General features: G+C 37.7%; 19 protein-coding genes. 13 read left to right on the top strand and 6 right to left on the bottom strand.

What is annotated here, in order from left to right; translation table 11 throughout:
- Positions 1-12: 12 nt before the first annotated feature.
- From metQ (MRBLBA3_RS03635) to sufB, 7 genes are all read left to right on the top strand, one after another.
- Entirely contained in the window at positions 13-825 is an 813-nt protein-coding gene (gene metQ / locus MRBLBA3_RS03635) for a methionine ABC transporter substrate-binding lipoprotein MetQ (RefSeq protein WP_363379786.1), read from the top strand.
- 80 nt (positions 826-905) lie between these two features.
- Positions 906-1,712 (top strand): methionine ABC transporter substrate-binding lipoprotein MetQ, encoded by an 807-nt coding sequence (gene metQ / locus MRBLBA3_RS03630; protein ID WP_016130793.1) that lies wholly within the window; start codon positions 906-908, stop codon positions 1,710-1,712.
- A gap of 238 nt (positions 1,713-1,950) precedes the next feature.
- On the top strand, positions 1,951-2,736 hold the full coding sequence (gene sufC, locus MRBLBA3_RS03625; RefSeq protein ID WP_000929162.1) for a Fe-S cluster assembly ATPase SufC: 786 nt from the start codon (positions 1,951-1,953) through the stop codon (positions 2,734-2,736).
- Positions 2,737-2,751: 15 nt separating this feature from the next.
- Positions 2,752-4,044, top strand: coding sequence for a Fe-S cluster assembly protein SufD (gene sufD / locus MRBLBA3_RS03620; protein WP_000152177.1), 1,293 nt, complete (start codon positions 2,752-2,754; stop codon positions 4,042-4,044).
- Positions 4,044-5,264: a cysteine desulfurase SufS gene (gene sufS / locus MRBLBA3_RS03615; protein ID WP_001020757.1), complete on the top strand. Its 1,221-nt coding sequence runs from the start codon at positions 4,044-4,046 to the stop codon at positions 5,262-5,264. The genes sufD and sufS overlap by 1 nt, the downstream gene beginning before the upstream one ends.
- The gene (gene sufU, locus MRBLBA3_RS03610) at positions 5,254-5,685 is read left to right on the top strand and encodes a Fe-S cluster assembly sulfur transfer protein SufU (protein ID WP_002089369.1); all 432 of its coding nucleotides are present in this window, start codon (positions 5,254-5,256) and stop codon (positions 5,683-5,685) included. The genes sufS and sufU overlap by 11 nt, the downstream gene beginning before the upstream one ends.
- 48 nt (positions 5,686-5,733) lie before the next feature.
- Complete coding sequence (gene sufB, locus MRBLBA3_RS03605) at positions 5,734-7,131, top strand: Fe-S cluster assembly protein SufB (RefSeq protein WP_001118829.1); 1,398 nt, start codon at positions 5,734-5,736, stop codon at positions 7,129-7,131.
- Between the two features lie 84 nt (positions 7,132-7,215).
- Here sufB and MRBLBA3_RS03600 read toward each other — a convergent pair whose 3' ends face one another.
- Both MRBLBA3_RS03600 and MRBLBA3_RS03595 read right to left on the bottom strand, forming a co-directional pair.
- Positions 7,216-7,962, bottom strand: a complete 747-nt coding sequence (locus MRBLBA3_RS03600) for a VanZ family protein (RefSeq protein WP_363379782.1) — start codon at positions 7,960-7,962, stop codon at positions 7,216-7,218.
- A complete protein-coding gene (locus MRBLBA3_RS03595; RefSeq protein WP_363379780.1) occupies positions 7,962-8,291 on the bottom strand; it encodes a PadR family transcriptional regulator in 330 nt (109 codons plus the stop codon). Before MRBLBA3_RS03595 ends, MRBLBA3_RS03600 begins: the two co-directional genes overlap by 1 nt.
- Positions 8,292-8,638: 347 nt before the next feature.
- Here MRBLBA3_RS03595 and MRBLBA3_RS03590 point away from each other — a divergent pair, with 347 nt between their 5' ends.
- From MRBLBA3_RS03590 to yunB, 3 genes are all read left to right on the top strand, one after another.
- Positions 8,639-10,054 carry a bifunctional metallophosphatase/5'-nucleotidase gene (locus MRBLBA3_RS03590; RefSeq protein ID WP_363379890.1) on the top strand — a complete coding sequence of 472 codons (1,416 nt, stop codon included), beginning with the start codon at positions 8,639-8,641 and terminating at the stop codon, positions 10,052-10,054.
- A gap of 65 nt (positions 10,055-10,119) precedes the next feature.
- A complete protein-coding gene (locus MRBLBA3_RS03585; protein WP_000248472.1) occupies positions 10,120-10,422 on the top strand; it encodes a YunC family protein in 303 nt (100 codons plus the stop codon).
- A 55-nt stretch (positions 10,423-10,477) separates the two neighbouring features.
- On the top strand, positions 10,478-11,209 hold the full coding sequence (yunB, locus tag MRBLBA3_RS03580) for a sporulation protein YunB (protein ID WP_363379778.1): 732 nt from the start codon (positions 10,478-10,480) through the stop codon (positions 11,207-11,209).
- Positions 11,210-11,253: 44 nt separating this feature from the next.
- Here yunB and MRBLBA3_RS03575 read toward each other — a convergent pair whose 3' ends face one another.
- A complete protein-coding gene (locus MRBLBA3_RS03575; RefSeq protein ID WP_363379776.1) occupies positions 11,254-12,237 on the bottom strand; it encodes a M23 family metallopeptidase in 984 nt (327 codons plus the stop codon).
- A gap of 189 nt (positions 12,238-12,426) precedes the next feature.
- Between MRBLBA3_RS03575 and lipA the strand changes: the two genes are divergently transcribed.
- The gene (lipA, locus tag MRBLBA3_RS03570) at positions 12,427-13,323 is read left to right on the top strand and encodes a lipoyl synthase (RefSeq protein WP_000166375.1); all 897 of its coding nucleotides are present in this window, start codon (positions 12,427-12,429) and stop codon (positions 13,321-13,323) included.
- A 19-nt stretch (positions 13,324-13,342) separates the two neighbouring features.
- On the opposite strand, the gene MRBLBA3_RS03565 is transcribed toward lipA, so the two are convergent.
- Together MRBLBA3_RS03565 and MRBLBA3_RS03560 are read right to left on the bottom strand one after the other, a co-directional pair.
- Positions 13,343-13,822, bottom strand: coding sequence for a YbaK/EbsC family protein (locus MRBLBA3_RS03565; protein ID WP_363379775.1), 480 nt, complete (start codon positions 13,820-13,822; stop codon positions 13,343-13,345).
- Positions 13,823-13,905: 83 nt separating this feature from the next.
- Positions 13,906-14,460 (bottom strand): histidine phosphatase family protein, encoded by a 555-nt coding sequence (locus MRBLBA3_RS03560; RefSeq protein ID WP_363379773.1) that lies wholly within the window; start codon positions 14,458-14,460, stop codon positions 13,906-13,908.
- 133 nt (positions 14,461-14,593) lie between these two features.
- On the opposite strand from MRBLBA3_RS03560, the gene MRBLBA3_RS03555 reads away from it, so the two are divergent.
- Entirely contained in the window at positions 14,594-15,037 is a 444-nt protein-coding gene (locus MRBLBA3_RS03555; protein ID WP_363379772.1) for a hypothetical protein, read from the top strand.
- 23 nt (positions 15,038-15,060) lie between these two features.
- On the opposite strand, the gene MRBLBA3_RS03550 is transcribed toward MRBLBA3_RS03555, so the two are convergent.
- The gene (locus tag MRBLBA3_RS03550) at positions 15,061-15,876 is read right to left on the bottom strand and encodes a YhfC family intramembrane metalloprotease (RefSeq protein ID WP_363379770.1); all 816 of its coding nucleotides are present in this window, start codon (positions 15,874-15,876) and stop codon (positions 15,061-15,063) included.
- Between the two features lie 108 nt (positions 15,877-15,984).
- Between MRBLBA3_RS03550 and MRBLBA3_RS03545 the strand changes: the two genes are divergently transcribed.
- Positions 15,985-16,716, top strand: a complete 732-nt coding sequence (locus MRBLBA3_RS03545; RefSeq protein WP_016130789.1) for a MerR family transcriptional regulator — start codon at positions 15,985-15,987, stop codon at positions 16,714-16,716.
- Positions 16,717-16,726: the final 10 nt, after the last annotated feature.

Raw genomic sequence — 16,726 nt, 5'->3', positions numbered from 1 at the left:
GGGATATTTCAAATGAAAAAATTATTACTTACAGCACTTATTTCAACTTCAATTTTTGGATTAGCTGCTTGTGGCGGGAAAGATAAAGATGAAAAGAAACTTGTTGTTGGTGCTTCTAACGTACCGCACGCTGAAATTTTAGAAAAGGCAAAACCGTTGCTTGAGAAAAAAGGAATTGAGTTAGAGATTAAAAAATTCCAAGACTACGTGTTACCGAATAAATCGTTAGCAGATAAAGAATTAGATGCGAACTACTTCCAGCACATTCCGTATTTAGAAAAAGAAATTAAAGATAAGAAATATGATTTTGAAATAGCAGGAAAAATTCATTTAGAACCGATTGGTGTGTATTCTCAAAAATATAAGAGCTTAAAAGAACTTCCAAACGGGGCGACAATTATTATGAGTAATTCTGTTACTGATCATGGTCGTGGTTTAGCAATTTTACAAAAAGAAGGCATTTTAAAAATTAAAGACGGAGTAGAGCCAGTTAAAGCAACTCCAAAAGATATTGCAGATAATCCGAAAAACTTAAAATTCAAAACAGATATCGAGCCGGGTCTATTGCCACAAGTGTATAACAATAAAGAAGGCGATGCTGTTTTAATTAACTCTAACTATGCGATTGATGCGAAATTAAATCCAGAAAAAGATGCAATTGCAATTGAAGGCGATGATTCTCCATACGCAAACGTAGTAGCTGTTCGTAAAGGTGATAAAGATAAAAAAGAGATTAAAGCTCTTGTAGAAGTGCTACATTCTAAAGAGATTGAAGACTTTATTAACAAAGAATATAAAGGGGCAGTTATTCCTGTAAAAGAATAATTGTTTGAAGAAGGGCTGGTCTACGCCGGCTCTTTTTTCTAACTATAACTACATAACTATAGGGGAGAAGGGGACATCATATGAAAAAGATTATACTGTCAGTTGTTACAGCGCTATCTGTATTTACATTAGCTGCCTGCGGGGGGAAAGAGGAGAATAAGCTTGTCGTTGGAGCTTCTAACGTACCGCACGCTGTTATTTTAGAGAAAGCACAGCCGATATTAGAGAAAAAAGGTATTAAATTAGAGATTAAAAAATTCCAGGACTATGTTCTGCCGAATAAAGCGTTAGCGGATAAAGAAATTGATGCGAACTACTTCCAGCACATTCCTTACTTAGATAAAGAGATTCAAGAAAAAGGATACAAAATTGTAAATGCAGGAAAGATTCATTTAGAGCCAATGGGCATTTATTCTAAGAAATATAAAAGCTTAAAAGATTTGCCAGATGGCGGAACAGTTATTATGAGTAATAACGTAGCTGAGCGTGGCCGTATGTTAGCGTTATTACAAAAAGGCGGCGTTATTAAATTAAAAGATGGTGTAGATGTTGTTAAGGCAACAGTAAAAGATGTTGTAGAAAACCCGAAAAATTTAAAGTTTAAAACAGATGTAGAGCCTGGACTTTCACCGAAGCTGTACGAAAACAATGAAGGTGATGCTTTATTTATTAATTCAAACTACGCAATTGATGCGAAATTAAATCCAACAAAGGATGCAATTGCAATTGAAGGATCAGACTCTCCTTATGCAAATATTATCGCAGTTCGTAAAGGTGACGAGAAGAAAAAAGAGATTAAAGAACTAGTAGAAGTACTACATTCAAAAGAAATTCAGGACTTTATTAATAAAGAATATAAAGGTGCTGTACTTCCGGTAAGTGAATAAATGTAAGGGAAGGACTGGAAAATTACCAGTCCTTTTTTCTTTATATAAATAAGAAGAAAGGTGTATCATATAAGGATGCAAGGGAAATACTTATATACATTTGTGAAAAAATTGTTACTTTTTTTCGTCGTTTGCGATATCATTTTATTTGATATAAAATTAGAATGAGAATAAAATGAGAATATGAACGTTTTAGGAATTTTTAAAATGTATATAGAGGATTAATGGAGGTATTGAGATGGCTGGTTCTACATTAACGGTTAAAGACTTACACGTATCAATCGACGGTAAAGAAATTTTAAAAGGTGTAAACCTTGAAGTAAAAGGTGGAGAAATCCACGCAATTATGGGACCTAACGGAACAGGTAAATCAACTTTATCTTCTGCAATTATGGGTCACCCAAAGTATGAAGTAACAGAAGGTAGCATCATCATCGACGGTGAAGATGTATTAGAAATGGAAGTAGACGAGCGCGCACAAGCAGGTCTATTCTTAGCAATGCAATATCCAAGTGAAATTAGTGGAGTAACAAACGCGGACTTCTTACGTTCTGCAATTAATGCACGTCGTGAAGAAGGCGATGAAATTTCTCTTATGAAATTTATCCGTACTTTAGATAAAAACATGGAATTCCTAGAAATGGATCCAGAAATGGCACAACGTTACTTAAACGAAGGTTTCTCTGGTGGAGAGAAAAAACGTAACGAAATTCTTCAATTAATGATGATTGAGCCAAAAATCGCAATCTTAGATGAAATCGACTCAGGTCTTGATATCGATGCATTAAAAGTTGTATCTAAAGGTATTAACCAAATGCGTGGCGAAGAGTTCGGTTGCCTAATGATTACGCATTACCAACGTTTATTAAACTACATCACTCCAGACTTCGTTCACGTTATGATGAACGGTCGTATCGTTAAATCTGGTGGCCCTGAGCTTGCACAACGTCTAGAAGCTGAAGGTTACGACTGGATTAAAAAAGAATTAGGTATTGAAGACGAAACAGCAGAGCAAGAAGCGTAAGAGAGGAGCATAAACATGACAATCGGTACATTACCTTTCGATCAAGAAACAATCCGTCAGCGCGCAAGCGAAGTAAACGAAGCTGCTTGGTTGACTGAGTTCCGCTTACAAGCTCTTGCACAAGCAACTGAACTTCCAATGCCAACGCCTGATAAAACGAAAATTGAAAAATGGGACTTTATCGGAAAAGGCGACGCTGCTAAGCAAGAGCCTGTAAGTTCTTTAACAGAGCTTCCAGAAGCAGTGAAAAACTTAATTGATGAAAATAACAGCGTATTAGTACAACGTACTGGTACAACTGCTTTCGTTTCTTTAGCAGACGAAGCAAAAGAAAAAGGTGTTATTTTTACAGACATCGTAACAGCTGCAACAGAGCATGCTGAATTATTACAAAAGTATTTAATGAAAGATGGCGTGAAAGTAGACGAGCATCGTCTAACTGCACTTCATGCTGCATTAATCAACGGCGGTGCATTCGTATATGTTCCGAAAAACGTTGTTCTTGAAACTCCACTTCAAGCTGTATTCTTAGTAGACGGCGAAGAAGCTAATGTATATAACCACGTATTATTCGTAGCTGATGCGAACAGTACTGCAACTTATGTAGAAAACTACGTTGCAAATGAAAATGCTAAAGGTATTGCAAATATCGTAGCAGAAGTAATCGTGGAACAAGGCGCACAAGTGAAATTCGGTGCGGTTGATCTATTAGCAAAAGACGTAACAACTTACGTTAACCGCCGCGGTGTTGTTGGACGCGACGGCCGTATTGATTGGGCTTTAGGCCTTATGAATGATGGAAACACAATTTCAGAGAACGTTACGAACTTAATGGGCGACGGTTCATATGCTGATACGAAAACAGTAACAATTGGCCGTGGTAACCAAACACAAAACTTTACAACTAAAGTTGTTCACTTCGGTAAACACTCTGAAGGTTGGATCTTAAAACACGGTGTACAAAAAGATAGTGCAACATCTATCTTTAACGGAATTGGTAAGATTGAACACGGTGCATCTAAATCAAATGCACAACAATCTTCTCGCGTTCTTATGTTAGACGAGAAAGCTCGCGGGGATGCAAACCCAATTCTTTTAATTGACGAAGATGATGTAATGGCAGGTCACGCAGCTTCAGTAGGCCGCGTAGATCCGTACCAATTATACTACTTGATGAGCCGTGGTATTCCAAAACGCGAAGCAGAACGTTTAGTCATCCATGGATTCTTAGCACCTGTAGTAAATGAGCTTCCAATTGAAGGAGTAAAAGCACAGCTTGTTGAGGTAATTGAAAGGAAAGTTCGCTAATGAATATTCATGAAATACGCAAACAGTTTCCAATTCTTGATCAAAAAGTGAACGGCAAACAACTTGTTTATTTCGATAGTGCAGCAACTTCTCAAAAACCAATTCAAGTCATTGAAACGTTAGAACGTTACTATAAAGAATATAATTCTAACGTGCATCGCGGTGTTCATACGCTCGGTACGAAAGCTACCGACGCGTATGAAGGTGCACGTGAGAAAGTTCGCAAGTTTATTAACGCGAAATCAATGGAAGAGATTATTTTCACGCGCGGAACGACAACTGCATTAAATACAGTAGCAGCTAGCTATGGTCTTGATAATGTAAAAGAAGGCGATGAAATCGTCATCTCTTACATGGAGCACCACAGTAACATCATTCCGTGGCAACAAGTTGCGAAGAAAACTGGCGCAACTTTAAAATACCTTCCGCTTCAACCAGACGGTACAATTTCTTTAGAAGATGTTCGTCAAACAGTTACACCGAATACAAAAATCGTTTCTATTATGCACGTGTCAAACGTACTTGGAACGATTAACCCTGTAAAAGAAATCGGAGCAATCGCACATGAAAACGGTGCAATCATGATCGTTGATGGAGCACAAAGTGCACCTCATATGAAAGTGGATGTACAAGATTTAAACTGTGATTTCTACGCATTATCTGCTCATAAGATGTGCGGACCAACAGGTGTCGGCGTATTATATGGTAAGAAAGAATTGCTAAACAATATGGAACCAATTGAATTTGGTGGTGAAATGATTGATTTCGTAGACTTACAAGAGTCTACTTGGAAAGAGCTTCCGTGGAAGTTCGAAGCAGGTACACCGATTATCGGTAATGCAATCGGACTTGGTGCGGCAATTGATTTCCTAGAAGAAATCGGTCTTCATAATATTGAAAAGCATGAACATGAATTAGCGCAATACGCTTTAGAAAGACTATCAGAAGTAGATGGCGTTACAATTTATGGTCCAAAGCATCGCGCTGGTCTAGTTACATTTAATATTGAAGACGTACATCCTCACGATGTAGCAACTGTATTAGATGTAGAAGGCATTGCGGTTCGCGCAGGACATCACTGTGCACAACCGCTTATGAAGTGGCTAAAAGCTTCTTCTACAGCACGTGCAAGCTTCTATTTATATAATACAAAAGAAGAAATTGATACATTTGTTGAATCGCTAATCAAGACAAAGGAGTATTTCACAAATGTCATTTAATAATTTAGATACGTTATATCGTCAAGTTATTATGGATCATTATAAAAATCCTCGTAACCATGGCGTGCTAGAAGATAGTGTTACCGTTAACTTGAACAATCCAACTTGCGGCGATCGTATTCAACTTACGATGAAAGTAGAAGAGGGTATTGTACAAGAAGCGAAGTTTGAAGGCGAAGGATGTTCAATTTCAATGTCTTCAGCTTCAATGATGACACAAGCAGTAAAAGGAAAGAAAATTGAAGAGGCTCTTAAGCTTTCTAAAATTTTCTCTGACATGATGCTAGGAAAAGAGTATGATGACAGCATTGATTTAGGAGATATTGAAGCATTACAAGGCGTATGCAAGTTCCCTGCACGTATTAAATGTGCAACATTAGCGTGGAAAGCGTTAGAAAAGGGCTTAAACGAAGATAAGTAATGTTAAAGGTTCCTAAAAACGAGGTTATCTAAGGAGGGACACACCAACATGGCGAAGCAACTGCCAGATATCGGCGATTATAAATATGGTTTCAAAGACAAAGACGTTTCGATTTTCCGTGCTGGACGCGGTTTAACAAAAGAAATCGTTGAAGAGATTTCACGTATGAAAGAAGAACCACAGTGGATGTTAGACTTCCGTTTAAAATCACTGGATAAGTTCTATGAAATGCCAATGCCACAATGGGGCGGCGACTTAAACGACTTAGATTTCGATGAAATTACGTACTACGTAAAACCATCTGAGAAATCTGAGAAGTCTTGGGATGAAGTACCTGAGGAAATTAAAGCGACATTTGATAAATTAGGTATTCCTGAAGCTGAGCAAAAATATTTAGCTGGTGTATCTGCACAGTACGAATCTGAAGTTGTATACCACAACATGAAAGAAGACCTAGAAGCTCTAGGAATCGTCTTCAAAGATACAGATAGCGCATTAAAAGAGAACGAAGATATTTTCCGTGAGCATTTCGGAAAAGTAATCCCACCAACAGACAACAAATTCTCTGCATTAAACTCTGCAGTTTGGTCTGGTGGATCATTCATCTACGTTCCTAAAGGTATTAAAGTTGATACACCACTTCAAGCGTATTTCCGTATTAACTCTGAAAATATGGGACAATTCGAGCGTACGCTTATCATCGTAGACGAAGGCGCACACGTACACTACGTAGAAGGTTGTACAGCACCTGTTTACACTACTAACTCACTTCACAGTGCGGTAGTAGAAATCATCATTAAGAAAGATGCATATTGCCGTTATACAACAATCCAAAACTGGGCGAACAACGTATATAACCTAGTTACAAAACGTGCGGTTTGTGAAGAAAACGCAACGATGGAATGGATTGACGGTAACATCGGATCTAAATTAACGATGAAATACCCAGCAGTTATCTTAAAAGGCGAAGGCGCTCGTGGTTTAACATTATCTATCGCGATTGCTGGTAAAGGCCAACACCAAGATGCTGGCGCGAAAATGATTCACTTAGCACCAAACACATCTTCAACAATCGTTTCTAAATCGATTGCGAAGCATGGTGGTAAAGTAACTTACCGTGGTATCGTACAATTCGGACCAAAAGCGAAAAACTCTCGCTCTAACATCGAGTGTGACACGTTAATCATGGATAACCAATCTACATCTGATACAATTCCTTATAACGAAATCAAAAACGATTACGTTTCACTTGAGCACGAAGCGAAAGTATCTAAAGTATCAGAAGAACAATTATTCTACCTAATGAGCCGCGGTATTTCTGAGCAAGAAGCTACAGAAATGATCGTAATGGGCTTCATCGAGCCATTCACTCGCGAACTTCCAATGGAATACGCAGTTGAAATGAACCGCCTAATCAAGTTTGAGATGGAAGGTTCTATCGGCTAATATATGTATGAAGAAAGCGCCCTGCTGTGCGGGGCGCTTTTTTATGTTGTGCTGGGTTCAGGGCAGGCTGGGATACCCTCGAACCTAAATCGTATCCACCTTATCCACAGATTTAATACGCTCCCAAATATGTTTCATCCCAACGAAAGAACCATATCCAATTAAAGCACCTAGCATATTCAGTATGATGTCATCGATATCGAAAATACCACTAAAAGTAAGGAGTTGTAACGATTCGATTAATAAAATAAACTTAATAAAAATTTTGGATGCCATTTTTACATTGTTTATTTGTTTAAATAATAAAGGTAGAAGGAATCCGAATGGGATGAATATGATGACGTTTCCTAATGTATTCATAAGTACGATGTCTATATTATAAGGATCTAGTAGATGTGTTAGATCGAATCCATTTAAATAGCGGATTGTACTTTTGAGCGGAACTAAGTTTATTAATCCGCCGTGTATAAAGTGCCAGTCGCCTGTTTCAAAGAAGTACTTCAGACTATCAAAGTAAACGGCTGGCCTCCCGAGCAACAGTTTAAATAATAAAATAAAAGAATACGGTAAAAATAATCCCCAGCCAATCCACTGTACATATTTTTGCGTGGAAGATTGCATCGCTTTTTCAATTTCAGTTCCTAAAGTAGAGGCTTCTCCAAAATTTTGAATGGCTAATGTAGTAGCTTCTTCTTCAGATTTTCCTTGATCGAGAAATTCTTGCTTTAAGCTTGTAAGATGATCATAAATTTCAAAGTATAGTTCGTCTCTATCAGATTGCGATAGGTTTGTTTTTTGAACAATACTTTTTATGTATTCTTCAATCGTCATTAATTTAAAGCTCCTTTCTGACAAGTTTTAATAAGAGCTGTAACTGAATCCCATGCTGTTAGTTTTTCTTCTAAACTTTTCTTTCCGTTCGTAGTAATGCGATAAAATTTTCGTTTCATACCAGTTTCAGATTCACCCCAGTATGAATTTATTAAATCCTTTTGTTCCAAACGTTTGAGTGCTGGATAGAGTGTACCTTGGCTCATTGTGTATAGATCATTGCTGTTTTCTTTTAGCCTTTGAATAATTTCATATCCGTACGTATCGTGCTGTTTAATGATGGAGAGAAGTAAAATATCAATACTTCCTTTTAATATCTCTTTATCCATTTTATGGTTCACCACCTTATGATGAGATTGTAACACGACATATGTCGTATTACAAGGTATATGTGTAGGGTAATACTCCATCTAGGAGGCAGCAAAAAGCTCTTCGCCAATCAATCCAACAAACTTCCTGACAAATAGGTCCCCACCACCGACTACAAAGAAAATCCTCCTCCAACTAATCCACAGATTAGAAAAAATAAAGTTTTCCATATTAAAAGGGCAATCTTTGGCTTTTTCTTATAATGCGAGTACAATGTAAAATAGCAAGAAAAGACGAAAAGTATTTACAGGATTATTGCGTACGTATAGCGTAAATGGCAGTAAGGAACTGAGAGGAGGTTTTTTCTCTGAATATAAATAAAGAAACAATCATCCACCTTTATCATACAAACGATATACATAGTCATTTTGAAAATTGGCCGCAAATTTCTCGGTTTGTACAAGGGGAGAAAAGGCGAAGACAGGAAGCGGGAGAGACTGTTTTAACTGTGGATATTGGCGATCATGTGGATCGTTTTCATAGTATTTCGGAGGCGACAAATGGACTTGGGAATACAAAATTATTAAATGAGGCGTTATATGATTATGTAACGATCGGAAATAATGAAGGAATTACGTTAGCGAAAGAGCATTTGAATCGTCTATATGATGATGCTGGATTTGAGGTGCTTGTCGCGAACTTATTTGAAAAAGAAGGTGTACGTCCAGCGTGGGCAAAGCCTTATAAATTACATACAACGACAGATGGGATTACGATTGCCTTTATCGGATTAACGGTTGCGTATCCAGAGTTTTATCATATGCTCGATTGGCATATTGAAGATCCACTTATCCATTTAGAGTCTATTTTAGAAGAAGTGCGAGATGAGGCTCATATTACAGTCGTCCTTTCTCATCTTGGAAAAAGCATGGATGAGTATATGGCGGAGCATTATGATATAGATGTTATTTTAGGGGCACATACGCATCATTTATTTGAGCGTGGTGTTCTTATGAATAATACTTTACTTTGTTGTTGTGAAAAGTGGGGACGTTACGTTGGGCACGTTCAACTCACTGTGGATAAAGAGACGAAGAAGCTGTTGAAAAAGGACGGTAGGGCGATTAAGACCGAACGTTTAGGTGCTTATAGCAAACCGTTATCCACAATTGAATTGCTGCAGGAAGAAAGTAAACATATTATGGCAGAGCCTGTCGTTCATTTAAAGGAATCATTACCGGTCGATTGGTTTCAGGAGACATCGTTTTCGCATATGTTAGCAAATGCGCTGAAAACGTGGTGCGGTGCAGAGATTGGAATGGTGAACGCTGGGGTACTTCTTGAAGGATTAGAAGAAGGTGTTGTGACGCGCGGAGATATTCACAGAATTTGTCCACATCCCATTAATCCATGTTTATTAAAAGTACCAGGGAAAACGTTAAGAGAAGTTATTTTGAAAGCACGTCGCCCGAATATGGAGAACCTTGAGGTAAAAGGATTCGGATTTCGTGGAAAAGTGATGGGGAAAATGATTTACGCTGGTGTAGAAGTTATTCCAGATACGATTCCTGGGAATAAAATTTTACTGGAAGATGTATCGATTAACGGGGAATCGCTGGAATTAGATCGTATATATACGGTAGGAACGATTGATATGTTTACATTCGGATACTTATACCCAGAGCTATCCACACTTTCTGACAAACAATATTATATGCCAGAACTACTTAGAGATGTGTTAACAGACGTGTTGATAACTCATACATCTTCCGTCAAACTATAGGCTAGTTAACTTGTAACACTCATTTTTCTCTTGTCATACAGATAAGAAAGAGAGGAGTGTGCACTATGGTTAATGTGGAGCCAATTATAATCAATAATTATACGTTTATTGCGGTTAGCGTCAAACTTCCAAAGACAAATTTGCTAGCTGTAATGAGCGATAAAGGATATATTATGTGCGGTGCATTAGATGTAGGTCTTTTAAATGAGAAGTTAGGTGATCGAGGAATTATTGCTGGCCGTGCGGTTGGTGTAAGAACGATTGAACAGCTTCTTGAAGCACCGCTAGAATCAGTAACGATTGAAGCCGAAGCTTTAGGTATTACGGCCGGCACAATCGGAAAAGATGCACTATTAAAAATGAGATAAGCATATATCGTCCCTCTTTCTTGCATAGAAATAATATAAGAAGGAGGGTTTTCTTATGGGCATATTTCGTTCGAAAAATTCGCGGTTTCGAAGGGGACCGATTTCCTTTCGGTATATACTGCTTATTTCGTTTATCATTTTTATCATAATGATAGTTCAAGGTTTATGGATTGTAAATAAAAGTATTCAGCCAACATTAATTAAGTATGGAGAAACAGAGACGCATAAAATGGCAACAGCAGTTATGACGAAAGCGGTAAAAGATAGAATTAATGAAGGGTTTGATGTAGATTCATTAATGAAAGTACAAACGGATAGGAACGGGAAGGTATCTACAATTGATCTAAATACAAAACAAGTAAATGAAATATTAACATCGACTACTGCATACATAGAAAAATATTTACAACAAGTAGAAAAAGGGGATACGAAAGCACTTGGTATTTTTGAAGAGAATGGGGTATCTATGTCAGTTCCTTTTGGGCGCATAACTGATAATGTGCTTCTTGGTAATATAGGACCGGATATTCCGATTAATTTTACGCCAATTGGTCATGTGAATACGGATATTAAACAGTTAGTTGAGCCACAAGGAATTAATAATACAGCGATCAAAATTATTATGGAAGTGGAAGTGACGTTACAAGTTATGATTCCGTTACGCACGAAAGAAATTAAGGTGAAGCAAAACATTCCGATTGCAACGCGCATCGTTCAAGGTGAGGTGCCTACTTATTACGGAAGTGGCGGGGTTGTTGTACCAGATAAAAAGAAAACGGATAGTTAGCGAATATAAAAAAATAAAAAAATAACCGTAGCAATTCGCTACGGTTATCGTTTTGTATTTGCTCGTTCTTTTCGTTCCCAGAGGCTTAAATGCATGTACGGATCGAAAGCCCATTCTGTGTAGCCATTGTCTTTATACATGCCGAAATGTAAGTGGGGCGGGAATTTTCCAGCTGTGCCAGGAGGACCGTAGCCAGTACTACCGACAAATCCGATTACTTTTCCTGGCTCGACAATTTGTCCGAGCTGTATTTCTTTAGAGAACCCGCCTAAATGAGCGTAATAGTGATAATTATTATGAAGGTCACGAATACCAATGCGCCATCCGCCAAGACGATTCCATCCTTTTGTTTCAATGACGCCATAGCAAGTGGATTTTACGGGTACGCCATATCCGGCAAAGATATCGGTTCCTTCATGAATTCGTCTCCCGCCAAAACTTCTTCCAGCTCCAAAAGTACTACGGTAGCTATTGTCACTGCGGATCGGGAGAGGGAAAGCATTTCCTTCTAAATTAATACGTCCATAATGTTTATAAATTCGGGCGTATTCTGTAATTAATTCAACTGTTTTTGCACGTCTATAATATTCCCAAAGCATAATGTTAATATGGTCTTCTGACGTTCCTTGTTTCTTTAAAATAGTTGCTGCTGTATGCAGAAGATCACGGTCGTTATTTGAATTTGCAAATCCATCTTTGTCACCATCTAAACCCATTCCGCCAAATAGAGAAATCGTATGGGGGAGAGTATCGTTACTATTAACAGGTCCAGCCCATATTTCAGGTTTGAAATAAAGGGAAATGATGGCATCTGGTTTTTTCGGAATATCCTTTCTTACGCTCCGTATGTTTCTTTCGTATTGATCCATTGCAGCTAAGTAATACCACGGAATGCCTGAAGATTGCTCAGTTTCTTTATATAGTGCCATGCGCTTTTCATATATGCTTTGCTGATTATCTTCACCGTAAGCGATGTTTTGGTGGAGAAGAAAGCAAATCGAAAGCAAAAGAGAAATTTTTCGAAGCATGAAATAGACTCCTTTCACAACATCACTCTTTTTAGTGTGGGATATACGGAGTATTTCATTATAGGGAACGATTGGAAAAAATCTTAGAATCTTCATTTGAGCAAATCGCTTTCATACGTTAGAATAGATATGTTACATTGAAAGAAGCGAACACGGTAAACTATTTCATATTGTGCGGAGTTGATAACCATGACAAAACAAACAGAGTATAAGCGCAAGCCCGAATGGTTGAAAATTAAGTTAAACACGAATGAAAACTATACAGGCTTAAAGAAAATGATGCGTTCTAAGAATCTTCATACCGTTTGTGAAGAAGCGAAATGTCCGAATATTCATGAATGCTGGGCTGTAAGGAAAACAGCAACATTTATGATTTTAGGTGCGGTTTGTACACGTGCTTGTCGTTTTTGTGCGGTTAAAACAGGCTTGCCAACTGAGCTTGATTTACAAGAGCCAGAACGCGTAGCAGATTCAGTAGTACAAATGGGCTTAAAGCACGTTGTTATAACAGCGGTTGCACGTGATGATTTAAAGGACGGCGGAGCAGCTGTTTTTGCTGAAACAGTACGCGCTGTTCGTCGCAAAAATCCATTTACGTCAATCGAAGTATTACCATCTGATATGGGTGGGGTAGAAGAAAACTTAAAAATGTTAATGGATGCAAAACCAGATATTTTGAACCATAACATTGAAACAGTACGTCGATTATCTAACCGAGTTCGCGCTAGAGCAAAATATGACCGTTCATTAGAGTTTTTACGTCGAGCAAAAGAAATGCAGCCTGATATTCCAACTAAATCGAGCATTATGGTGGGCTTAGGTGAAACGAGAGAAGATTTAATTGAAGCAATGGATGACTTACGTGCAAACAATGTGGATATTTTAACTCTTGGACAATACCTACAACCATCTAAGAAGCATTTACCAGTTCTTAAATATTATCCACCAGCAGAATTTGCAGAGCTTAAAGAAATTGCGCTTAGCAAAGGATTTAGTCACTGTGAAGCTGGCCCACTTGTGCGTTCTTCTTACCATGCGGACGAGCAAGTACGTTCTGCAAAAGAAAAAACAGCAGAAGCGAAATAATGAAAAAAGAGAGCTAATATTAGCTCTCTTTTTGTTTATACTCTAAAACTGTATTTTGACATGTTGATAAGATTCTTTTTAATTCCTCTGTGGATAATTCAATTGTAAATTCAGGTACACCAGGTGTGATTAAAATTTTATTGTAAGTATAAATTGAACTGTCCACAATAATCGTTACATCTTGTGAATAACCGAAAGGAGCTACACATCCTGGAGTACAGCCAGTCTCTTCTCTTAGCTCATCAGGAGAACAGAGAGATAAGTTTTTTCCTGTTATTTCTTTCATCTCTCCTCGGTTGAGACGAGTTCCCTCTAACGTAAAGAATACGTAGTACTCCCTGGATTTTGATTTTAAAAATAGGCTTTTACTTGGAGTACCTTGTAAGCCGAGCCTTTCACGAACGATGCGATCTGTCTCATAATCGAGTACTGGTTCGTGTTCAAATTTTTCATAAGAAGCATTTGTTTTATGTAGTAAAGAAAGTACGTCTTCGTACATATTGAATGATACCCCTCTCTATGTTTTACTGCAGTCTTGCCATATCTTCTCGCAGTGTCAACTGAATGTATTGGAAAGGGATATTACTTGGATGACGCTTCCCATAATCGTTTTATGATAGATTGTTCATCAAGTGTAATTTCATAAATATCAGGATTAGTTAAAGTTTTCCATTCATCAAAGCCAATAGTATGATCAAAGTGCTTTAAAATTAATGTGAGTAGGTTGCCGTGTGTAACGAGTAATGTTGTGTCATGCTCTAGTTTTAAAACTTCCTGAATAAGTGAGATGGCGCGATCCATCGCTTGTTTTGTTGACTCTCCGCCCGAAAAGGCAATATCTATGTTTGTAAAAGTGGATTCTAGTTTTTGCATCCAATCATCCATTGGAACGTTGCTTAATATGCGCTCTGCTAACCGTTCATCTTCTTGAATAGGTAAATTAGCTTGGAGTGCATAGGGCCGAATAGAATCGATAGTGCGGACAAAAGGGCTTGAAATAATACGATCTATTTGTAGATTATTTTCTATGAGGAATGTAGCAAGGGTGTTTGCTTGGTCTCTTCCTGCGTTTGTTAATTCGGCATCACGCTCTTGTCCAGTTGCTGAACAATGTCGTATTACAATAATTTTTTTCATATTTCATCCCCATCTTTCAAGTTGACCATATATACTTCGACAAATGTGGAAAAGATTCCTTTTTCTTGGAAAGGGCATAGTGATCTAAGTATGTGGAAAAGTAATGTGGATAATAGAAAATCGAGGTGCAATTATGAAAAAAATGATATGTATTGTATTCAGTATTTGTTTTCTCGTACAATTGTCCACAGCATATGCACAATCAAATCAAAAATTAGAATATCCGAGCAATCGAAATAAATCGTTTGTGAATGAAGATGTGTTTTATAAACAGTTGGATAAGAAGGTATATAAAGAATACAAAAATGCGGCGTATAGCGTTCGAAAGAAAATTTTATGGAAAGAAGTACAAGATGCAGAATTTACCTTCCGGCAAAAAACAGCTGTCGGCTGTCGTAGTAGAGTGGTGATTCAAGATTCGTTTGTTCATCCAGATCGCCAAGTTTATTTTTTTGGTTCCTTTTCTCAAGATGAAGTAGATGAGTTTCATAAGTACATCGTTATAGATGCAGAAACAAAGAGGGAGCTGCGAGGGGGGAAGAGCTATCATCGCTACGACAATCTATATAAAAAATAACCCACCAATTGGTGGGTTATTTTTTACTCTGGCATACTCAATAATTTCTCTTTCATTTTACGAATAAGAATGAAACCACCAATCGCGAAGAGAAGAGTAATTCCTTCTGCGACAAAGATGTTAATCATTTTTGTTTGATAAAGTGCTGCGAAAAAGTCTACAAGTGCGTGGAATAGTATAGCGTATGCGAGGAAAATGTATTTCTTTTGTTTTACCGCGTATACGACAAGCATTGTGAAGGCAATTTGCAGTACTAATGCCATAATTCTTTCTAGGCTACCAAGTAAGTATAAATAGGCAGGTTGCTCTATTAACAAGTCCTTGATATGGCTCAACTGTGGGTATTGTTCAACCATTTGAGCGAAGCTACCATTGTTAATAGATGTTGCAAAGGTAAGAGTTTGAAGCCCAGCAAATCCGCCGACTAAAATCGATTCAATACCGCCGTGCCCAATTCCGTACGCAAGACCGTCTTTATAATCTCGATATTTTTTCAGTAAGTAGTAAAAGGCAACGAAACGACCTAGTTCTTCAAAAATACCAGCAGTTAGTCCGCCGAAAATCGAAAAGATAAATGGGTTCTCTAAAAACTCAGCTGTTGTGGGATTACCACGCATGAATAATTGGAATGGTGTTTCGAGAATTTGGGTAAACCCGATAAAGATAAGGACACCAACGCCAACTATTTTCAAATTAATATTATATTTCTTACGGAAATAAACGAGTACAATAATTGGGACCAGAATCGAAACAACGAGTTGAAATATGATGCTGGCAATTACAGTATTTGAAACCATACTTTCACCGCTTTCTAATGTATGTACATATATATTATGCATGAAATGTAGGAGAATGTGGAGAGATGAATCTTTCAAAAAATAAATGAATTTTTTGTTGACTCTAACGTTGCGTCATACTTTATCGTATATATTGAGGGGGAGATACGCATGACAATGAGGGTAAAAGAAGTAGCTAATTTAGTTGGAATTAGTGTGCGCACACTGCATCATTACGATGAAATTGGGTTGTTAACCCCAGATGAGACGACAGAGTCTGGATATCGTCTGTATTCCAATGAAAATTTAGAAACATTGCAGCAAATTTTATTTTTTAAAGAGCTTGGCTTCCCTTTAAAGAAAATTAAGGAAATTATCATGAGTCCTTCATTCGACCGTGAAGAGGCATTACAGCTTCATAAGAAAATGCTTCTTGAAAAGCGCGCTAGATTGGATAAGGTGATAGCGACGATTAATAAAACAATTCAGCATACAAAAGGAGAGATTGAAATGACGAACAAAGAGAAATTTGAAGGATTTGATTTTAGTCATAACCCATACGAAGAAGAAGCACGTGAACGATGGGGAGATGAGGCTGTAGATAAAGCGAATAAAACAGCGAAGGGTATGTCTACAGAGAAACAGGAGGAGTTTAATAATATTTACAGAAAGCTAGCAACACTTCGAAATGGAGCACCTGATTCTAAAGAGGCGCAAGAAGCAATTGGAGTCTGGTACGATTACTTGCAAAACTTTGGTGAATATTCATTAGATGCTTTTAAAGGACTAGGCCAAATGTATGTCGCTGATGAGCGCTTCACGAAAAATATTGATAAGTTTGGTGAAGGTTTAGCGCAGTTTATGTGTGATGCGATGGAGGCTTATGCGGATCGTAAGAAATAGTAAAAAAAGG

The organism is Bacillus sp. LBA3-1-1.1, assembly GCF_040676495.1.
GTDB classification, from domain to species: Bacteria; Bacillota; Bacilli; order Bacillales; family Bacillaceae_G; genus Bacillus_A; species Bacillus_A nitratireducens.
The sequence above is the reverse complement of the archived record's forward strand: the minus strand, read 5'-3'. Positions and strand labels throughout refer to the sequence as shown.

What these genes read in the sequence shown, in the direction of transcription:
- metQ (WP_363379786.1), top strand. Translation starts at nt 13, where the DNA reads ATGAAAAAATTATTACTTACAGCACTTATTTCAACTTCAATTTTTGGA.
- metQ (WP_016130793.1), top strand. Translation starts at nt 906, where the DNA reads ATGAAAAAGATTATACTGTCAGTTGTTACAGCGCTATCTGTATTTACA.
- sufC (WP_000929162.1), top strand. Translation starts at nt 1,951, where the DNA reads ATGGCTGGTTCTACATTAACGGTTAAAGACTTACACGTATCAATCGAC.
- sufD (WP_000152177.1), top strand. Translation starts at nt 2,752, where the DNA reads ATGACAATCGGTACATTACCTTTCGATCAAGAAACAATCCGTCAGCGC.
- sufS (WP_001020757.1), top strand. Translation starts at nt 4,044, where the DNA reads ATGAATATTCATGAAATACGCAAACAGTTTCCAATTCTTGATCAAAAA.
- sufU (WP_002089369.1), top strand. Translation starts at nt 5,254, where the DNA reads ATGTCATTTAATAATTTAGATACGTTATATCGTCAAGTTATTATGGAT.
- sufB (WP_001118829.1), top strand. Translation starts at nt 5,734, where the DNA reads ATGGCGAAGCAACTGCCAGATATCGGCGATTATAAATATGGTTTCAAA.
- MRBLBA3_RS03600 (WP_363379782.1), bottom strand. Translation starts at nt 7,962, where the DNA reads ATGACGATTGAAGAATACATAAAAAGTATTGTTCAAAAAACAAACCTA.
- MRBLBA3_RS03595 (WP_363379780.1), bottom strand. Translation starts at nt 8,291, where the DNA reads ATGGATAAAGAGATATTAAAAGGAAGTATTGATATTTTACTTCTCTCC.
- MRBLBA3_RS03585 (WP_000248472.1), top strand. Translation starts at nt 10,120, where the DNA reads ATGGTTAATGTGGAGCCAATTATAATCAATAATTATACGTTTATTGCG.
- yunB (WP_363379778.1), top strand. Translation starts at nt 10,478, where the DNA reads ATGGGCATATTTCGTTCGAAAAATTCGCGGTTTCGAAGGGGACCGATT.
- MRBLBA3_RS03575 (WP_363379776.1), bottom strand. Translation starts at nt 12,237, where the DNA reads ATGCTTCGAAAAATTTCTCTTTTGCTTTCGATTTGCTTTCTTCTCCAC.
- lipA (WP_000166375.1), top strand. Translation starts at nt 12,427, where the DNA reads ATGACAAAACAAACAGAGTATAAGCGCAAGCCCGAATGGTTGAAAATT.
- MRBLBA3_RS03565 (WP_363379775.1), bottom strand. Translation starts at nt 13,822, where the DNA reads ATGTACGAAGACGTACTTTCTTTACTACATAAAACAAATGCTTCTTAT.
- MRBLBA3_RS03560 (WP_363379773.1), bottom strand. Translation starts at nt 14,460, where the DNA reads ATGAAAAAAATTATTGTAATACGACATTGTTCAGCAACTGGACAAGAG.
- MRBLBA3_RS03555 (WP_363379772.1), top strand. Translation starts at nt 14,594, where the DNA reads ATGAAAAAAATGATATGTATTGTATTCAGTATTTGTTTTCTCGTACAA.
- MRBLBA3_RS03550 (WP_363379770.1), bottom strand. Translation starts at nt 15,876, where the DNA reads ATGCATAATATATATGTACATACATTAGAAAGCGGTGAAAGTATGGTT.
- MRBLBA3_RS03545 (WP_016130789.1), top strand. Translation starts at nt 15,985, where the DNA reads ATGACAATGAGGGTAAAAGAAGTAGCTAATTTAGTTGGAATTAGTGTG.